17 protein-coding genes are annotated in these 14,458 nt (G+C 76.0%); 10 read left to right on the forward strand and 7 right to left on the reverse strand.

The genetic code is table 11. The features are described 5' to 3' along the window. Nucleotides 1-57: 57 nt before the first annotated feature. Nucleotides 58-2,133 carry a S9 family peptidase gene (locus ACWIX3_RS21060; protein ID WP_448609297.1) on the forward strand — a complete coding sequence of 692 codons (2,076 nt, stop codon included), beginning with the start codon at nucleotides 58-60 and terminating at the stop codon, nucleotides 2,131-2,133. 84 nt (nucleotides 2,134-2,217) lie between these two features. Here the strand turns inward: ACWIX3_RS21060 and ACWIX3_RS21065 are convergent, their stop codons facing one another. The 3 genes from ACWIX3_RS21065 to ACWIX3_RS21075 all read right to left on the reverse strand — a co-directional run bounded on the left by ACWIX3_RS21065 (nucleotide 2,218) and on the right by ACWIX3_RS21075 (nucleotide 4,710). After that, on the reverse strand, nucleotides 2,218-3,291 hold the full coding sequence (locus tag ACWIX3_RS21065; RefSeq protein ID WP_448609298.1) for a DUF4192 domain-containing protein: 1,074 nt from the start codon (nucleotides 3,289-3,291) through the stop codon (nucleotides 2,218-2,220). 172 nt (nucleotides 3,292-3,463) lie between these two features. Beyond that, nucleotides 3,464-4,216, reverse strand: coding sequence for a hypothetical protein (locus ACWIX3_RS21070; protein WP_448609299.1), 753 nt, complete (start codon nucleotides 4,214-4,216; stop codon nucleotides 3,464-3,466). Between the two features lie 200 nt (nucleotides 4,217-4,416). Then, nucleotides 4,417-4,710: a Dabb family protein gene (locus ACWIX3_RS21075; protein ID WP_012949601.1), complete on the reverse strand. Its 294-nt coding sequence runs from the start codon at nucleotides 4,708-4,710 to the stop codon at nucleotides 4,417-4,419. Between the two features lie 88 nt (nucleotides 4,711-4,798). Here ACWIX3_RS21075 and ACWIX3_RS21080 point away from each other — a divergent pair, with 88 nt between their 5' ends. From ACWIX3_RS21080 to ACWIX3_RS21100, 5 genes are all read left to right on the forward strand, one after another. Continuing rightward, nucleotides 4,799-6,049, forward strand: a complete 1,251-nt coding sequence (locus ACWIX3_RS21080) for a glycosyltransferase family 4 protein (RefSeq protein ID WP_448609300.1) — start codon at nucleotides 4,799-4,801, stop codon at nucleotides 6,047-6,049. Nucleotides 6,050-6,137: 88 nt separating this feature from the next. Then, nucleotides 6,138-6,890 (forward strand): class I SAM-dependent methyltransferase, encoded by a 753-nt coding sequence (locus ACWIX3_RS21085; protein ID WP_448609301.1) that lies wholly within the window; start codon nucleotides 6,138-6,140, stop codon nucleotides 6,888-6,890. A 22-nt stretch (nucleotides 6,891-6,912) separates the two neighbouring features. Then, nucleotides 6,913-7,977, forward strand: a complete 1,065-nt coding sequence (locus ACWIX3_RS21090) for a prenyltransferase (RefSeq protein WP_448609302.1) — start codon at nucleotides 6,913-6,915, stop codon at nucleotides 7,975-7,977. A gap of 68 nt (nucleotides 7,978-8,045) precedes the next feature. Further along, on the forward strand, nucleotides 8,046-8,876 hold the full coding sequence (locus ACWIX3_RS21095) for a glycosyltransferase family 2 protein (protein WP_448609303.1): 831 nt from the start codon (nucleotides 8,046-8,048) through the stop codon (nucleotides 8,874-8,876). Next, nucleotides 8,873-9,844: a glycosyltransferase family 2 protein gene (locus ACWIX3_RS21100; protein ID WP_448609304.1), complete on the forward strand. Its 972-nt coding sequence runs from the start codon at nucleotides 8,873-8,875 to the stop codon at nucleotides 9,842-9,844. The genes ACWIX3_RS21095 and ACWIX3_RS21100 overlap by 4 nt, the downstream gene beginning before the upstream one ends. Before the next feature lie 60 nt (nucleotides 9,845-9,904). On the opposite strand, the gene ACWIX3_RS21105 is transcribed toward ACWIX3_RS21100, so the two are convergent. From ACWIX3_RS21105 to ACWIX3_RS21120, 4 genes are all read right to left on the reverse strand, one after another. Further along, the gene (locus ACWIX3_RS21105) at nucleotides 9,905-10,231 is read right to left on the reverse strand and encodes a TraR/DksA family transcriptional regulator (protein ID WP_448609305.1); all 327 of its coding nucleotides are present in this window, start codon (nucleotides 10,229-10,231) and stop codon (nucleotides 9,905-9,907) included. Then, a complete protein-coding gene (locus ACWIX3_RS21110) occupies nucleotides 10,228-10,857 on the reverse strand; it encodes a class I SAM-dependent methyltransferase (RefSeq protein WP_448609306.1) in 630 nt (209 codons plus the stop codon). Before ACWIX3_RS21110 ends, ACWIX3_RS21105 begins: the two co-directional genes overlap by 4 nt. A gap of 14 nt (nucleotides 10,858-10,871) precedes the next feature. Continuing rightward, nucleotides 10,872-12,062: a YibE/F family protein gene (locus ACWIX3_RS21115; protein WP_448609307.1), complete on the reverse strand. Its 1,191-nt coding sequence runs from the start codon at nucleotides 12,060-12,062 to the stop codon at nucleotides 10,872-10,874. Nucleotides 12,063-12,208: 146 nt separating this feature from the next. Then, nucleotides 12,209-12,634 carry an STAS domain-containing protein gene (locus ACWIX3_RS21120; protein WP_448609308.1) on the reverse strand — a complete coding sequence of 142 codons (426 nt, stop codon included), beginning with the start codon at nucleotides 12,632-12,634 and terminating at the stop codon, nucleotides 12,209-12,211. Nucleotides 12,635-12,889: 255 nt separating this feature from the next. On the opposite strand from ACWIX3_RS21120, the gene ACWIX3_RS21125 reads away from it, so the two are divergent. From ACWIX3_RS21125 to ACWIX3_RS21140, 4 genes are all read left to right on the forward strand, one after another. After that, nucleotides 12,890-13,387: an Hsp20/alpha crystallin family protein gene (locus ACWIX3_RS21125; RefSeq protein WP_448609309.1), complete on the forward strand. Its 498-nt coding sequence runs from the start codon at nucleotides 12,890-12,892 to the stop codon at nucleotides 13,385-13,387. Between the two features lie 73 nt (nucleotides 13,388-13,460). Next, nucleotides 13,461-13,829 (forward strand): helix-turn-helix domain-containing protein, encoded by a 369-nt coding sequence (locus tag ACWIX3_RS21130; protein WP_448609310.1) that lies wholly within the window; start codon nucleotides 13,461-13,463, stop codon nucleotides 13,827-13,829. Between the two features lie 79 nt (nucleotides 13,830-13,908). Beyond that, entirely contained in the window at nucleotides 13,909-14,214 is a 306-nt protein-coding gene (locus ACWIX3_RS21135) for a metal-sensitive transcriptional regulator (RefSeq protein ID WP_448609311.1), read from the forward strand. Between the two features lie 26 nt (nucleotides 14,215-14,240). Continuing rightward, a complete protein-coding gene (locus tag ACWIX3_RS21140) occupies nucleotides 14,241-14,450 on the forward strand; it encodes a heavy-metal-associated domain-containing protein (RefSeq protein WP_448609312.1) in 210 nt (69 codons plus the stop codon). Nucleotides 14,451-14,458: the final 8 nt, after the last annotated feature.

Raw genomic sequence — 14,458 nt, forward strand, 5'->3', positions numbered from 1 at the left:
GACGGGGCCGGGGACCCTGCACGGGGGCTCCCTCACGCGGCTCCTACGGTGGGCCGGGTGAGCGAGCCCTCCGACGCACCTGCCACGCCCACCTCCCCCTTCGCCGACCTGGCCGCGTTCGTCGCCCTCCCCCGGGTCGCCGGGCTGGCCCTGTCCTCCGACGGCCGCCGGCTCGCCGTCGCGGTGCAGACCCTGGACCGCGAGAAGACGAAGTGGCAGTCCGCCCTGTGGGAGGTCGACCCGGAGGGACGGCGGCCGGCCCGCCGGCTCACCCGCAGCGCTCCCGGCGAGTCCTCGCCGGTGTGGGCGCCCGACGGCTCGCTGCTGTTCACCTCCGCCCGCCCCGACCCCACCGCCGGAGGCGGCGACGGGGCCGACGACCCGAAGCCCGCACTGTGGAGCCTGCCCGCCGACGGCGGCGAGGCCCGGCCGGTGCTGACCCATCCGGGCGGCATCGGGGCCGTCGCGATCGCCGCGGACACCGGCGAGGTGGTCGTGACCGCCGCTGCCATGCCGGGCGCGGGCGACGCCGAGGCCGACGCGGAGCGCCGCAAGCGGCGCAAGGAAGCAGGGGTCACCGCGATCCTGCACGTGGCCTACCCGGTGCGGTACTGGGACAGCGACCTGGGCCCCGCCACCCCGCACGTCTTCTGGGCCGGCGCGCTGCCCGCCGACCCCGACGCCGGCGCCGAACGCCTCCCGGTCGAACTGCGCGACCTGACCCCCGACGCCGTTCCGCCCGCCGGTGCCGGCGGCGACCTGGACCTCTCCCCCGACGGCCGGCTGCTGGTGCGCGTGGACACCGTGCCCGACGGTCCGGCCGGCCGGCGCGACCGGCTGCTGCTCGTCGAGACCGCGACCGGCGAGAGCCGGGCGCTGGTGGACGACCCGCTCGCCGACCTCTCGGCGCCGCGCTTCTCCCCCGACGGGAGCGCGGTCGTGTGCGTGCGGGAGTCGATGTCGACGCACGACGACCCGCCGGACTACACGCTGCTGCACGTCGACGTGCCCACCGGTGCGGCGCGGGAGCTCACCGCCGGCTTCGACCGCTGGCCCTCCGCCCCGCAGTTCGGCGCCGATGGGACGACGGTGTACTTCCTCGCCGACGACGGCGGGCGGCACGCGCTGTTCCGGGTGCCGGCCGACGGCGGCGAGCCGGTGCGCATGACCACCGACGGTGCCTACAGCGACCTGCAGGTGGCCCGTGACGGCAGCGCCCTCTACGCGCTGCGCTCGGCGTACGACGAGCCGCCCGCGCCGGTGCGGCTGGACCCGCAGGCGACCGGTCAGCACCCGGAGCCGCTGCCCAACCCCGGCACCCTCGACGGGCTGCCCGGCAGCCTGCACGAGGTGACGGCCACCGCCGCTGACGGGACGCCGGTGCACTGCTGGCTGGTGCTCCCCGAGGGCGCGTCGGCCGAGCACCCGGCGCCGCTGCTGCTGTGGATCCACGGTGGGCCGCTGATGAGCTGGAACTCGTGGTCCTGGCGCTGGTGCCCGTGGGTCATGGCCGCCCGGGGCTACGCCGTCCTGCTGCCCGACCCGGCGCTGTCGCAGGGGTACGGGCAGGACTTCGTCCGCCGCGGCTGGGGGTCGTGGGGCGAGGCGCCCTACACCGACCTCATGGCCGCTGTCGACGCCGTCGAGCAGCGGCCCGACGTCGACGAGTCGCGCACCGCGGCGATGGGCGGCTCCTTCGGGGGCTACATGGCCAACTGGGTGGCCACCCAGACCGACCGGTTCCAGGCGATCGTCACCCACGCCAGCCTGTGGGACATCGACTCGTTCGTCGGCACCACCGACGCGGCGTACTTCTGGGAGCGGGAGTGGGGCGACCCGCTGCGCGAACCGAAGCGCTACCAGCAGAACTCGCCGCACCGCTACGCCGACGCCATCCGCACGCCGATGCTGGTGATCCACGGCGACCGGGACTACCGGGTCCCGATCGGCGAGGCGCTGCGGCTCTGGTACGACCTGCAGAAGCGTGGTGTGCCCTCCCGGTTCCTCTACTTCCCGGACGAGAACCACTGGGTGCTCACCCCGGGAAACGCGCAGATCTGGTACGGGACGGTGCTCGCCTTCCTGGCCGAGCACGTGCACGGCGAGGAGTGGCAGCGCCCGGAGCTGCTGTGACGAGCGACCCCGTCCTCCCACCCCTCGCAAGCCCGGGACGGGGCCTGCGGCACCCGGCCCCGCTCGCGGCGACCGGGCCCTCGGTCAGCCGGCGGCCCAGACCTCATCGGGGTCCGCGGTCACCGAGGCGAGCATCGTCCGCAGCTCGGCCGGCGGCAGGCACGCGGCCAGCCCGTCGGCCAGCAGTCGTGCCAGCGTGTAGCCCGGGCGGCTGTCCAGCGCCCGCTGCAGCGCGACGTTCGCCATGGCGCCGTCGCCGCGCAGCCAGACGCTGACCGCCAGCAGCGTGGCCGGCGCCGCGTCGAGGGGGGCCGGAGCCCGGCGGGTGCACTCGGTCCACAGCTGCTCGGCCGCGGCGGCGTCGTCCCCCAGCGCGAGGGTGAGCGCCCGGTCGCGCACCCGGATGTCGGCCAGGGCCCACAGCACCCCGGCGACCTCGCGGTCGGGTAGCCGGCCGGCCCCGGACGGACGGCAGCGCCGCGCGGCCTGGAGCACGGCGTCCCAGGAGCGGCGGGCCTCGGCGTCCGGATCGACCCGCGCGGCGCGTGCCCGGCGACCCACCAGCCGCCAGGTGGCGGTCTCCATCGCGGCCCGGGCCGGCCCGTCGACCGGCGCGATGCGCGCCTCGAGCGCCGCGCGGTCGCGGGCGACGACCTGGCCGGTGGCGGCCGAGGCGGCCGCGAGCGCGGAGACGCCTCCCGGTAGCTGCGCCCCGGCCCCCGGGGCGCAGCAGGGCTCCGGGCAGTCGTAGGACCACCAGCGGCCGCCCCGGACGAGCAGGGTGTCGCGCACCGGGATGTCCAGCCCTGCCAGCGCGACGACGGCGTCGTGCACGACGTCGCGGTGCGGCAGGCCGGCGACCGCGTCACCGCCGGGCAGCGGCTCGCGCTCGTCGGGCGCCTCGGAGACGACCGCGACGACGACCCCGGCCGGATCGTCAGTGGCCACGCCGCAGACCAGGGCGGTCACCACGGCGGTCGAGGCGGCCCGGGCCGGCAGATCGGCGCGCACGGTGAGGCCGACCCGGTTGCCGGTCGGCCCACCCAGCGTGACCAGCACGACCGACTCGTGCGGGTGGAACCCGACGAGATGGGGCAGCGCGGCGGCGAGGTCGGCGGAGTCGGAGAGGGACACCGGAGGGCGGATGGGGTCGTCCATGCAGCCGACCCTGGCCGCCGTCCCCGCCCGCACGGGCCCCGCGCGGGGATCTGTGGACCGGCCGCGCGGCTGTGGACGCCCGGCCCCGTCCCCGGGCACCCGGCCTCTCCTGGCGTGCTCCGAGCTCGGGGAGAGGCTCCGTCCCCTGCGAGGGGTGGGGGACGGTCCTTCCTCAGCCCAGAGCGACCTGCGCGTCGTGGGCCCGCTCGAGCAGCGCGGTGAACGCCGCGCGGTCGGGCTCGGCACCCTCCCGATCGCCGGTGGTCAACACCACCACCCGGTCCCCGTCGCGCACCAGCCCGACCAGTCCTGAGGCCTCGCGCTGGACGCCGCCGGGCTCCGTGGCCGCGACACCCACCGACACCCCCACCGCGGCGTCGCCGACGTCGGGCACGTCGAACGTCGCCAGGTCGATCGTGGCGCTGCCGTGCTCCGGCGAGCTGACACTCACCTGCGGGCACTGCTCGACCAGCTCGGGCACCCGGCCGACGAGCTCGGCCGCCGGTCCGGCCACGGCCAGCAGCTCCGCGGTGTACGTCGTCCCCTGGACGGCGACCTGCGCGGCCACGTCCTCCGCGGCCGGCGGCTGCTGCAGCGGCAGGGCCTGCAGGGCCGCGGTGCACGACTCGGGGGTGATCTCGACGTCGGCCGGCGCACCCATCCCGGCCGGCGCGCCCTGGAACAGCTGCTGCCCGGACACCGGGAGGACCCGCGCCCCGGGGCCGAAGGCCTCGGCGGGCAGCAGCCCGGCAGCCAGGTCGGCAGGGGCGGAGGTCGCCGCGGCGGCCTCCGCGGAGGGCGACGGCGCGCCGGTGGCCGCGGCCTCCCGGACCTCGGCGTCCGACGAGCAGCCGGTCAGGACCGCACCGGCGACCAGGCCCGTGGCGAGCAGGGTGGTGCGGCGGGCGCGCCGGTCCGTTCTCATGCCCCCGACGGTAGCCCGTGCCGGGCGGTGCGGCTGGTACGCGACGGCCCTCCTGCAGGGTCCCGCCGGCGTGGTGAGGTGGTGGAACGGCCCGCCTGCAGGGGCCCGCCGCGAGCTCGCGAGTGGCGGGGGGCAGGAGCGGCCACCGTTCAGGGGCCCGCGCCGAGCGTGCGAGGCGTGGGGGGAAGGGTGGTCCTTCTTCAGACCTCGTACTGCACGGCGCTGCGCGCGGCGAGGATCGGCTTGACGTGGTCGGCGATGACCTGCAGGTGCACCGGGTGGTCGGCGTAGCGCCTCCAGGCCTCGACGTCGGGGAAGTCGGCGACCAGGGCGGTGTGGGCGTTGCCCTCGCGCAGCCCGGCGTCCGGGCCGACCGCGAAGGAGGTCATCCCGCCCACCTCCTCGGGCAGCCGGCGGAGGGCGGCCAGGGTCTGCTCCCGGCGCTCCTCGTCGGCGTCGTCGGACCAGGTGAACAGGACGACGTGGCGCAGCATGCGGCCACCCTGTCAGGCACCGGTGCGGTGCCGCAGCACGGGGCTCCGCGCAACGGTCGGTCATGACGGCTGGTTAGAGTCGCCGACCATGGGACGGCCGCTGCGCATCGCACTGCTGTCCTACCGCAGCAAGCCGCACAGCGGCGGCCAGGGCGTGTACGTCCGCGCCCTCTCCCGCGAGCTCACCGCCCTCGGCCACGGGGTCACGGTGTTCAGCGGTCAGCCCTACCCCGAGCTGGACGACGGCGTGCCCCTCACCCGGGTGCCGAGCCTGGACCTCTACCGGGAGCCCGACCCGTTCCGCACCCCGCGGCCCTCGGAGTTCCGCGACCGGATCGACCTCCTCGAGTACGCCGCGATGTGCACGGCGGGTTTCCCCGAGCCGCTGACCTTCAGCCTCCGGGCCGCCCGGCTGCTGCTCCCGCAGGCGAGCCGGTTCGACGTCGTCCACGACAACCAGTGCCTGGGCTCGGGCCTGCTGCAGCTGACCCGCGCCGGCGTGCCGACCGTGGCCACGGTGCACCACCCGGTCGCCATCGACCGCGACCTGGAGCTGGCCGCCGCCCCGTCGCTGCGCCGGCGACTGACGCTGCGCCGCTGGTACGGCTTCACCCGCATGCAGGCCCGGGTGGCTGCCCAGCTCGACGGCGTCACCACCGTCTCGGAGCACTCCCGCCGCGACATCGAGACCCGCCTGGGCGTCCCGGCCGAGGGCATCCGGGTCGTCCCGGTGGGCATCGACCCCGACGTCTTCACACCGCCGCCGGCCGACCGTCCCCGTGACGCCGACTCGATCGTCGTCACCACCAGTGCCGACGTCCCGCTCAAGGGGCTGGTCCACCTGCTCGAGGCGGTCGCGAAGCTGCGCACCGAGCGACCGGTGCGGCTGACCGTCGTCGGCACCGCGCGCCCCGGCGGGCCGGCCGAGGCCGCACTCGACCGGCTGGCGCTGCGCGACGCCGTCCGCTTCACCGGCCCGCTGCCCGAGGCCGACCTGGTCCGGCTGCTGCAGAGCGCCGCCGTCGTCGCCATCCCGTCGCTGTACGAGGGCTTCTCGCTGCCCGCGATCGAGGCCATGGCCTGCGGGACCGCTCTGGTCACCACCGACGCCGGGGCGCTGCCCGAGGTGGTGGGCAGCAGGGCGGGCGTTCGGGTGCGCGCCGGGGACGTCGGTGAGCTGACCGCGGCGCTGCAGCTGGTCCTCGACTCGCCGTCCTTCGCCGACCAGCTGGGCCGGGCCGGACGGCGCCGCGTCCTGGCGTCCTACACCTGGCGGTCGACCGCCGAGCGGACGGCGGAGTGGTACCGCGAGGTGCTGGACCGGAAGGGGCGCCTGTGACGACGACGGACGAGGGATCGTCGCAGGGAGCGCCGGCGACCGAGCAGCGGATCGAGTCCGGAGTCGAGCCGGGGACATCGTGCTGACCGTGGACTACGACCGGCTGGACCTGCGGCCGGGGATGACCGTCCTGGACCTGGGCTGCGGCGAGGGCCGGCACGCGTTCGAGGCCTACCGGCGTGGCGCGCGGGTGGTCGCCGTCGACTGGGGCGTGTCCGAGGTCGAGACGACGAAGCGCTGGCTGGGCGCGATCGCGGAGGCCGGCGAGGCCCCGGCGGGGGCCGCCTACGAGGTGGTGCGCGCCGACCTGCTGGCGCTGCCCTTCCCCGACGAGAGCGTCGACCGGGTGATCGCCTCGGAGGTGCTGGAGCACATCCCCGACGACGGAACCGCGATGGCGGAGATCGCCCGCGTGCTCAGGCCCGGCGGCACGGTCGCGGTGACGGTGCCGCGGTACGGGCCGGAGCGGATCTGCTGGGCGCTGTCGGACGCCTACCACGCCAACGAGGGCGGCCACATCCGCATCTACCGCGGCGACGTGCTGCGCGACCGGCTGGCGGCGGCCGGCCTGGCACCGGGGGCGCAGCACCACGCGCACGCGCTGCACGCGCCGTTCTGGTGGCTCAAGTGCGCCGTCGGGGTGGAGCGCGACTCCGCGGCCGTCCGCGCCTACCACCGGCTGCTGGTGTGGGACCTGACGGAGCGACCGTGGGTGACCCGCACCGCCGAGCGGCTGCTGGACCCGGTGATCGGCAAGAGCCTCGTGGTCTACGCCGCGAAGCCGGCGGTGGACGTCCCGGCTGTGGCGAGCGAGGCCGAGCTGGAGCGGACCGCTGTCTGAGCTGCTCCCCGAGCTGCCCGGTGTGCTGAGCGGGGAGCAGGTGCGCGCCACGGTGGCGGCCATCGCCGCCGAGCAGGAGGCCGACGGCACGCTGCCCTGGTTCCGCGGCGGTCAGCTCGACCCGTGGGACATGGTCGAGGCCGCGATGGCCCTCGACCTCGGCGGCGAGCACGGCCGGGCGCGGGCGGCCTACCGGTGGCTGGCCCGCCGGCAGCGGCTGGACGGCTCGTGGGCGGCCGAGTACCGGGACGGCGCGGAGTCCTCACCCGCCGCGGAGAGCAACCACGCCGGCTACCTGGCGGTCGGCGTCTGGCACAGCTGGCTGCTGACCCGTGACCAGGAGCTGGTCGCCACGCTGTGGCCGGCCGTGCGCCGCGGCCTGGACCTGGTCACCCGCATGCAGCTGCCCGGCGGCGCGGTCGGTTGGGCGCTGCGCCCCGACGGCACCGCCGACGACACCGCGCTGCTCACCGGCAACGCCAGCCTGTTCCAGGCGCTGCGCTGCGGCATCGCCCTGGCCGCCCTGGTCGGCGAGCCGCAGCCGGACTGGGAGCTGGCCGTCGCCGACCTCGGCGCCGCGCTGCGCACCCGGCCCGAGGCCTTCGCCGACCGGTCGCGCTACTCGATGGACTGGTACTACCCGGTGCTCGGTGGCGCGGTGACCGGTGCCGCGGCCGACGCCCGGCTGGCGGCCGACTGGGACCGCTTCGTCGTCCCCGGACTGGGCGCGCGCTGCGTCGCCGACCGGCCCTGGGTCACCGGCGCGGAGACCTGCGAGCTCGCGCTCGCGCTGGCCGCCGCCGGCCGGCCGGACGCCGCACTCGAGCAGGTGGCCGCCATGCAGCACCTGCGGGCCGACGACGGCTCGTACTGGACCGGCTACGTCTACCCCGACGACGCCCGCTGGCCGGTCGAGCGGACGACGTGGACGGCGGCGGCCGTCGTCCTCGCCGCCGACGCCCTCTCCGGCGCCACCCCGGCCTCCGGCCTGTTCACCGACCCGGGGGGACTGCCCGCGGCCGGGACGGACGGAGCACAGGAGATCGCCGGTTGGCTGCCCGGCGGCGCGGGCAGAGGGACGGCGTGACCAGCTCTCCCCGCCCCGGCGACCCTCCCCCCGGCGACCCTCCCCCCGGCGACCCTCCCCCCGGCGACGTGGCCGTCGTCGTCATGAGCCAGAACCGCCGCGAGGACCTCCTGCGCACGCTGCCCCGCCACGAGGCGCCGGTCGTGCTGGTCGACAACGCCTCGACCGACGGCACCGTCGAGGCGGTGCGCGCGGCCCTGCCCGAGGTGACCGTCGTCCCGCTGGAACGCAACGTCGGCAGCTACGCGCGCACCCTCGGCGTCGAGCGCGCCGGCACGGAGTTCGTGGCCTTCGCCGACGACGACTCGTGGTGGGCACCCGGCGACCTCGCCCGCGCGGTGCAGGTCATGCGGGCGCACCCGCGCCTGGCGGTGCTCAACGCGCGGATCCTGGTCGGCCCCGAGGAGCGGCTCGACTCCTTCTGCACCGAGCTGGCACGCAGCCCGCTGGGGACGCCGGAGGACCTGCCCGGCCCGGCGCTGCTGGGCTTCATCGCCTGCGGCGCGATGGTGCGCACCGGGGCGTTCCTCGCCGTCGGCGGATTCGACCCCGTCGTCCGCTTCCCCGGCGAGGAGGAGCGGCTGTCGCTGGACCTGGCCACGGCCGGCTGGGGCATCGCCTACGTCGACGGGGTCACCGTGCACCACCACCCGTCGACGAAGCGATCCGCTCCGGAGAGCCGGCGGACGGCGATCTGGCGCAGCCGGCTGCTCACCGCGGTGATGCGCCGCCCGTGGCCCGAGGTGGCCGGGCTGGTGCTGCAGGCGCTGCGCACCGGGGCGCCCGAGCGGCGCGGGCTGCTGCGCGCGCTGCCGGAGGTGCCCGCCGCGCTGCGCCGCCGCCGGGTGGTTCCGGAACCCGTCCGCGCCGACCTGCGCGTGCTGGCGGAGGCGGCGTGACGGCGACGGAGAAGGAGGACCCTCCTGCCCCCCACCACTCGCAGGCTCGCGGCGGGACCCTGCACGAAGGCCGACCGGACCCGCGGGTGTCGGTCGTCGTCATCACCCACCAGCGCCACGACGAGGTGCTGGTGGCGCTCTCCCGGCTGGTCGCGCTGCCCGAGCGGCCGCACGTCGTCGTCGTCGACAACGGCTCCACCGACGGGACGGCGGCGGCGGTGGCCGAGCGGTTCCCGCAGGTGGAGCTGGTCGCGAGCCCGGAGAACCTCGGCGCGATCGGCCGCAACGTCGGGGTGGCCCGGGTGGACACCCCCTACGTCGCCTTCTGCGACGACGACACCTGGTGGGACCCGGGCTCGCTGCGCACCGCGGCCGACGTCCTCGACGTCCATCCGCGCCTGGCGGTGGTGACCGCGCGGATCCTGGTCGAGCCCGGAGGCCGGGAGGACCCGATCGTGCCCGAGCTGCGCGACTCCCCCGTCCGCGGCGCCGACTGGCTGCCCGGGCCGGCGCTGGGCTCCTTCCTCGCCGGCGCCTCGGTGCTGCGCCGCGAGGCGTTCACCGAGGTCGGCGGCTTCTGCGAGCGGCTGTGGCTGGGCGGCGAGGAGGAGCTGATGGCCGGCGACCTGGCGGCCGCCGGGTGGGAGCTGTGCTACCTGCCCGCGCTGACCGTGCACCACCAGGCGTCGCGGGCGCGGGACTCCCACCGGCGGCGTCGCGACGGAATCCGCAACACCCTCTGGACGACGTGGCTGCGCCGTCCCGTGCGCCCGGCGCTGCGCCGCACCGTGCACCTGCTGCGCACCCTGCCGCGGGACCGGGTGACCGCCCAGGGCCTGTGGGCCGCCGTGCGCGGGATCCCGTGGGTGGTGCAGGAGCGGCGGGTACTGCCTGCGCACGCCGAGGCCCGCTTCGCCGCGCTCGAGCACGCCCAGCGGACCTCCACCGCCCGCCGCTACGTCTCCTGAGGGAGGACCCCCGTGCAGGGTCCCGCCGCGAGCTCGCGGCGGGACCCTGCACGGGGGGCCTCAGACCGCGCAGTCGATGCAGGTGCGCGCGGCGGGGCGGGCGGCCAGGCGCTCGGGCGCGATCGGCCGGCCGCAGTCCTCGCAGGCGCCGTAGCCGCCGGCCGCCCGCCGCGCGAGTGCGGCGTCGACGTCGGCCAGCCGGCGCTGCGCCGACTCCAGCAGCGCGGCGACCTGCTGCCGCTCGAAGGCGATGGTCGCGCCCTCGGGGTCGTGCTCGTCGTCGGCGTTGGACTGCCTCGACGCGTCGACGACCTGGTCGAACTCGCGCCTGAGCGCCGCGATCTGCGCCCGGGCCGCGTCCCGCTCCGCCTCGAGCGGATCGCTCACCGCAGCCTGCGCAGCAGCCGCAGCGACCCGGTGCCCGGGAGCTCGGTGAAGTCCCCCGACGCGAGCACCCGCCGGTAGACGCCGTAGGGCGCCTGGCCGCCGTCGGCCGGGTCGGGGAAGACGTCGTGGATGGCCAGCGTGCCGCCGACGGCCAGCTTGGCCACCCAGGCGTCCTGGTCGCGGCGGGCGGACTCCTCGGTGTGGCTCCCGTCGAGGAACAGCAGCGCGAGCGGGGTGGTCCACAGCGGGGCGAGGGTCTCGGAGCGGGCGACGACCGCGATGACGACGTCCTCGGCGCCGGCGTCGGCGATCGTCCGGCGGAACCGCGGCAGGGTGTCGAGCAGTCCGACGGCCGGGTCGACCAGCGTGGGGTCGTGGTACTCCCAGCCCGGCTGGTGCTCCTCCGAGCCGCGGTGGTGGTCGACGGTGACCACCGGGCGGCCGGTCTCGCGCGCCGCGGCGGCCAGGTAGAGCGCCGACTTGCCCATCCAGCTGCCGACCTCCAGCAGCGGCCCCGGGACGGCGACCGAGCGGGCCGCCTCGTACAGCGCCGTCCCCTCGTCGTCGGGCATGAAGCCGGGGGCGGCGCGGGCGGCGTCGAGCAGGTCCGGGGCGGGCGGGTTCACGGCCACAGCCTCGCTCACCGGGCGAACCGGGCGCGCAGGGCGGTCAGCCGCTGGTCGGTCGCCTCGCCCGCCCGGGTGCCGGCGGCCGTGGCGAAGAAGGCGCCGGCCGCCGTCGTCACCGGGACGGCGAGGACGAGCGCGATCGAGCCGACCAGCGTGCGGATGACCTCCTCCGCCAGGTTCGACGTGGTCAGGAGCACGTCCCACGGCTGGGCGTAGACCTCGAAGAGCATCAGCAGCGGCAGCGAGGCGCCGGCGTAGGCGAAGACGATCGTGTAGACGGTCGAGGCGATGTGGTCGCGGCCGACGGCCATCCCGCGGAGGTAGAGCTCCCGCCAGGTCATCTGCGGGTCGACCTCGTGCAGCTGCCAGATCGCCGAGGCCTGGGTGATCGTCACGTCGTTGAGCACGCCGAGCCCCGCGACGACGACGCCGGCGAGCACCAGGCCGGAGAAGTCCAGCGCCGGGTCGTACGTCTGCAGCTGCGTGGTCTCCTCGCTGGTCAGGCCGGTCAGCCGCGCCGTCGCCACCGCCACCGACCCGAGGACGGCGACCAGCGCCAGGCCGAAGAGGGTGCCCACCAGCGCCGTCGTCGTGCGCGCGGAGAAGCCGTGCGCCAGGTAGAGGACGACGAACATGATCGCCGCCGAGCCGACCAGGCTGACCAGCGTCGGGGAGGAGTCGCCGAGCAGGCCGGGCAGCAGGAACTGCAGCATCACGAAGAACGCGAACGCCAGCCCGAACAGAGCGGCCAGTCCGCGCAGCCGGGCCACGGCCACGGTGACGACGGCGAAGACGAGGGTCAGCGCGACCATCGGCAGGTCGCGGTCGTAGTCGTAGAACCCGTACCCCCCACCGCCCTCCGCGGCGGCGTCCCGGGTGAGGACCAGGACGTCGCCCTCGGAGATGCCCGCGGCGTAGATCTCGGCTGGCAGCTGCAGCTGCTGGAACTCACCGGCGCCGTCCCCGTCGAGCACCTCGACGACGACGGTGGCGCAGGTCAGCTGCTGCGCCGGCTGGCCCTCGCCCCCGGGCACCGAGCAGTCGAACGGCTCGACGGCGGAGACCCGGCCCTCGGGGTAGGTGGTGCCCGGCGGGAGGAACAGCTCGGCGGCCTGCTGGGCGCGGGTCGGTCCGTCACCGGGCCAGAGCACCACCAGCCCGACGACGGTGGCGAGTGCCACCGGCACGAGCAGCAGGAGCATCAGCCAGACCGCGCGTCGTCTCCGCGTGAGCACCTCAGGGGTCGGCGGCGGCGCGTCCGGGTCGGGACCGTGGCTGTGGGGATGGCTCGACGGCACCCGGTCAGGCTAGGAGTTGCACGGCGGCGCGCCCGCCGCGACACCGGCGCTCAGCCAGGGCCGCCCTCCCGGTCGACGCGGTCGTCCTCCACCGCCGGCTGCTCCTCGACGGGGAAGCGCAGCCACAGCCCCGACAGCTGGAGCGGCCGGGCGACCGCCGTGGGCGGGGCGACCAGCACGACGTCCACGCCGCGTGGCTGGCCGAGCTTCTGCAGCTGGACGAGGACGGCCATGCCGGCGGAGTTGAGGTACGTGGCGGCGCGGAGGTCCAGGCGCACCTGCCGCAGGTCCGGACGGCCGAGCATCAGGTCGGTCATCGTCCGCACCAGGGGCCGCCGGGCCCCTTCGGTCAACTCGCCGCCGACGGTCAGCGTCGCGACGTCGCCGTCGAGGTCGGTGCTCACCTCCGGCTCCACGTCGCCGCGCCGCTTCTGCTCCGGTTCCCCCTGCGCTCGGGGGGCGCTGGTGTCGTCCACGGCCGTCTCCTGCCCCGGGGAGGCTCGGCTCACGCGCGGACGGGCGCGGGGACCCCGACCCTCCTCGCCGGCCTCGGGGGTCGTCGCCGGGGCAGGCCGGCGTGGACCTCACCGGGGACCTGCCGAGCCCGCCCGGAACAAATCTGCCCAGTGGATGTTTACTGCGGTGCAAGGTTGAGGTATTCTCTAGCTGCCACTAGAGGTTCACCTCGGGCAGCGGACACACCAGCACGAACACAGGAGGTTGACACAGCGATGGCGATGCTGACCGCCTATGACCCGTTCGCCGCCACGAACGCCGCCTTCCGGGCGCTCGACCAGCTGACCGGCCGGGGCGGGGGGCTGACCGCCCGCCCGCTGTCGGGCATGCCGATGGACGCCTACCGCGTCGGCGACAACTTCGTCGCCCACTTCGACCTGCCCGGCGTCGACCCCGGCTCGATCGACCTGCAGGTCGAGGGCACCACGCTGACGGTCACCGCCGAGCGCTCGGTGCCGCAGCTGGAGAACGCCGAGTGGGCGATCGCCGAGCGGCCGTACGGCAGCTACACCCGGCAGCTCGTCCTCGGCCGCAGCCTGGACACCGACCGGCTCGAGGCGCACTACCACGACGGCGTGCTCACCGTGAGCATCCCGGTCGCCGAGAAGGCGCGGGCCCGCAAGATCTCGGTCACCCGGGCCGACACGCCGGCCGCCGTCGAGAGCCGCACCATCGAGGGCGAGTCGTCCCAGCGCAAGTCCGTCGAGAGCTGATCGGCGGCGACTCCCCGAGGGCCGGGTCCACACGGACCCGGCCCTCGCGCCATCCAGACACCGGAGGACCGCCATGACCGCACCCGGCTCCCGGGAGGGCGACCCGGTGGGAGGGCGGGTCGAGCGCATGGACGACCCGGACTTCCCTGCGCTGACCATGAGCCAGGCCGCCGCACTGCTCGGCGTCCAGGCGGCCTTCCTGCGCAGCCTCGACACCGCCGGCGTCCTCCAGCCGCACCGCTCCCCCGGCGGACACCGCCGCTACTCCCGCCACCAGCTGGCCCTGGCCGCACGGCTGCGCGGCCTGCTCGACGACGGCCACACCCTCGCCTCCGCCGAGGTGATCCTCGGACTGCAGGACGAGCTGGCCGACGCCCGCGCCGACACCGAGCGGCTGCAGGCCACGGTGGAGCAGCTCCGGGCGCAGGACGCGGACCGGTGACGGACGACGCACGGCATCACATGCCCTAGGGGGGTATGGTTGCTCCCGAGCGCCCACCGGACGCGTCGGGAGGACGGACGTGGAGAGCACCGGAGCAGCCGGCCAGCACGGCTACATCCACCGCAAGGACGACTACCTCAAGCGGCTGCGCCGCATCGAGGGCCAGGCCCGCGGGCTGCAGCGGATGGTCGAGGACGAGAAGTACTGCATCGACATCCTCACCCAGGTCTCGGCGATGACGAAGGCGCTGCAGTCGGTCGCCCTCGGTCTGGTCGAGGAGCACCTGTCGCACTGCGTCGTCCAGGCCGCCCAGGTCGGCGGCCGCGAGGCCGACGAGAAGGTCCGCGAGGCATCCGAGGCCATCGCCCGCCTCGTCCGGTCCTGACCACCGCACCCCCTCGGAGGAACCCCATGAGCACCGCCACCTACACCGTCGCCGGCATGACCTGCGGCCACTGCGTGAACGCCGTGACCGAGGAGGTCAGCGCCGTCCCCGGGGTCACCGCCGTCGACGTCGACCTGGCCAGCGGCGGCCTGACCGTCAGCAGCACCGAGCCCGTCGACGAGGCCGCCGTGCGGGCCGCCGTCGAGGAGGCCGGCTACGAGGTCGCTGCCGGCTGAGCCGGCAC

Source organism: Geodermatophilus sp. URMC 60, assembly GCF_053502585.1.

Bases quoted from the DNA above. Each gene is read 5' to 3' on its own strand.
- ACWIX3_RS21115 (WP_448609307.1), bottom strand. From the start codon at position 12,062: ATGCTCCTGCTGCTCGTGCCGGTGGCACTCGCCACCGTCGTCGGGCTG.
- ACWIX3_RS21075 (WP_012949601.1), bottom strand. From the start codon at position 4,710: ATGCTGCGCCACGTCGTCCTGTTCACCTGGTCCGACGACGCCGACGAG.
- ACWIX3_RS21130 (WP_448609310.1), top strand. From the start codon at position 13,461: ATGACCGCACCCGGCTCCCGGGAGGGCGACCCGGTGGGAGGGCGGGTC.
- ACWIX3_RS21140 (WP_448609312.1), top strand. From the start codon at position 14,241: ATGAGCACCGCCACCTACACCGTCGCCGGCATGACCTGCGGCCACTGC.
- ACWIX3_RS21125 (WP_448609309.1), top strand. From the start codon at position 12,890: ATGGCGATGCTGACCGCCTATGACCCGTTCGCCGCCACGAACGCCGCC.
- ACWIX3_RS21070 (WP_448609299.1), bottom strand. From the start codon at position 4,216: ATGAGAACGGACCGGCGCGCCCGCCGCACCACCCTGCTCGCCACGGGC.
- ACWIX3_RS21065 (WP_448609298.1), bottom strand. From the start codon at position 3,291: ATGGACGACCCCATCCGCCCTCCGGTGTCCCTCTCCGACTCCGCCGAC.
- ACWIX3_RS21080 (WP_448609300.1), top strand. From the start codon at position 4,799: ATGGGACGGCCGCTGCGCATCGCACTGCTGTCCTACCGCAGCAAGCCG.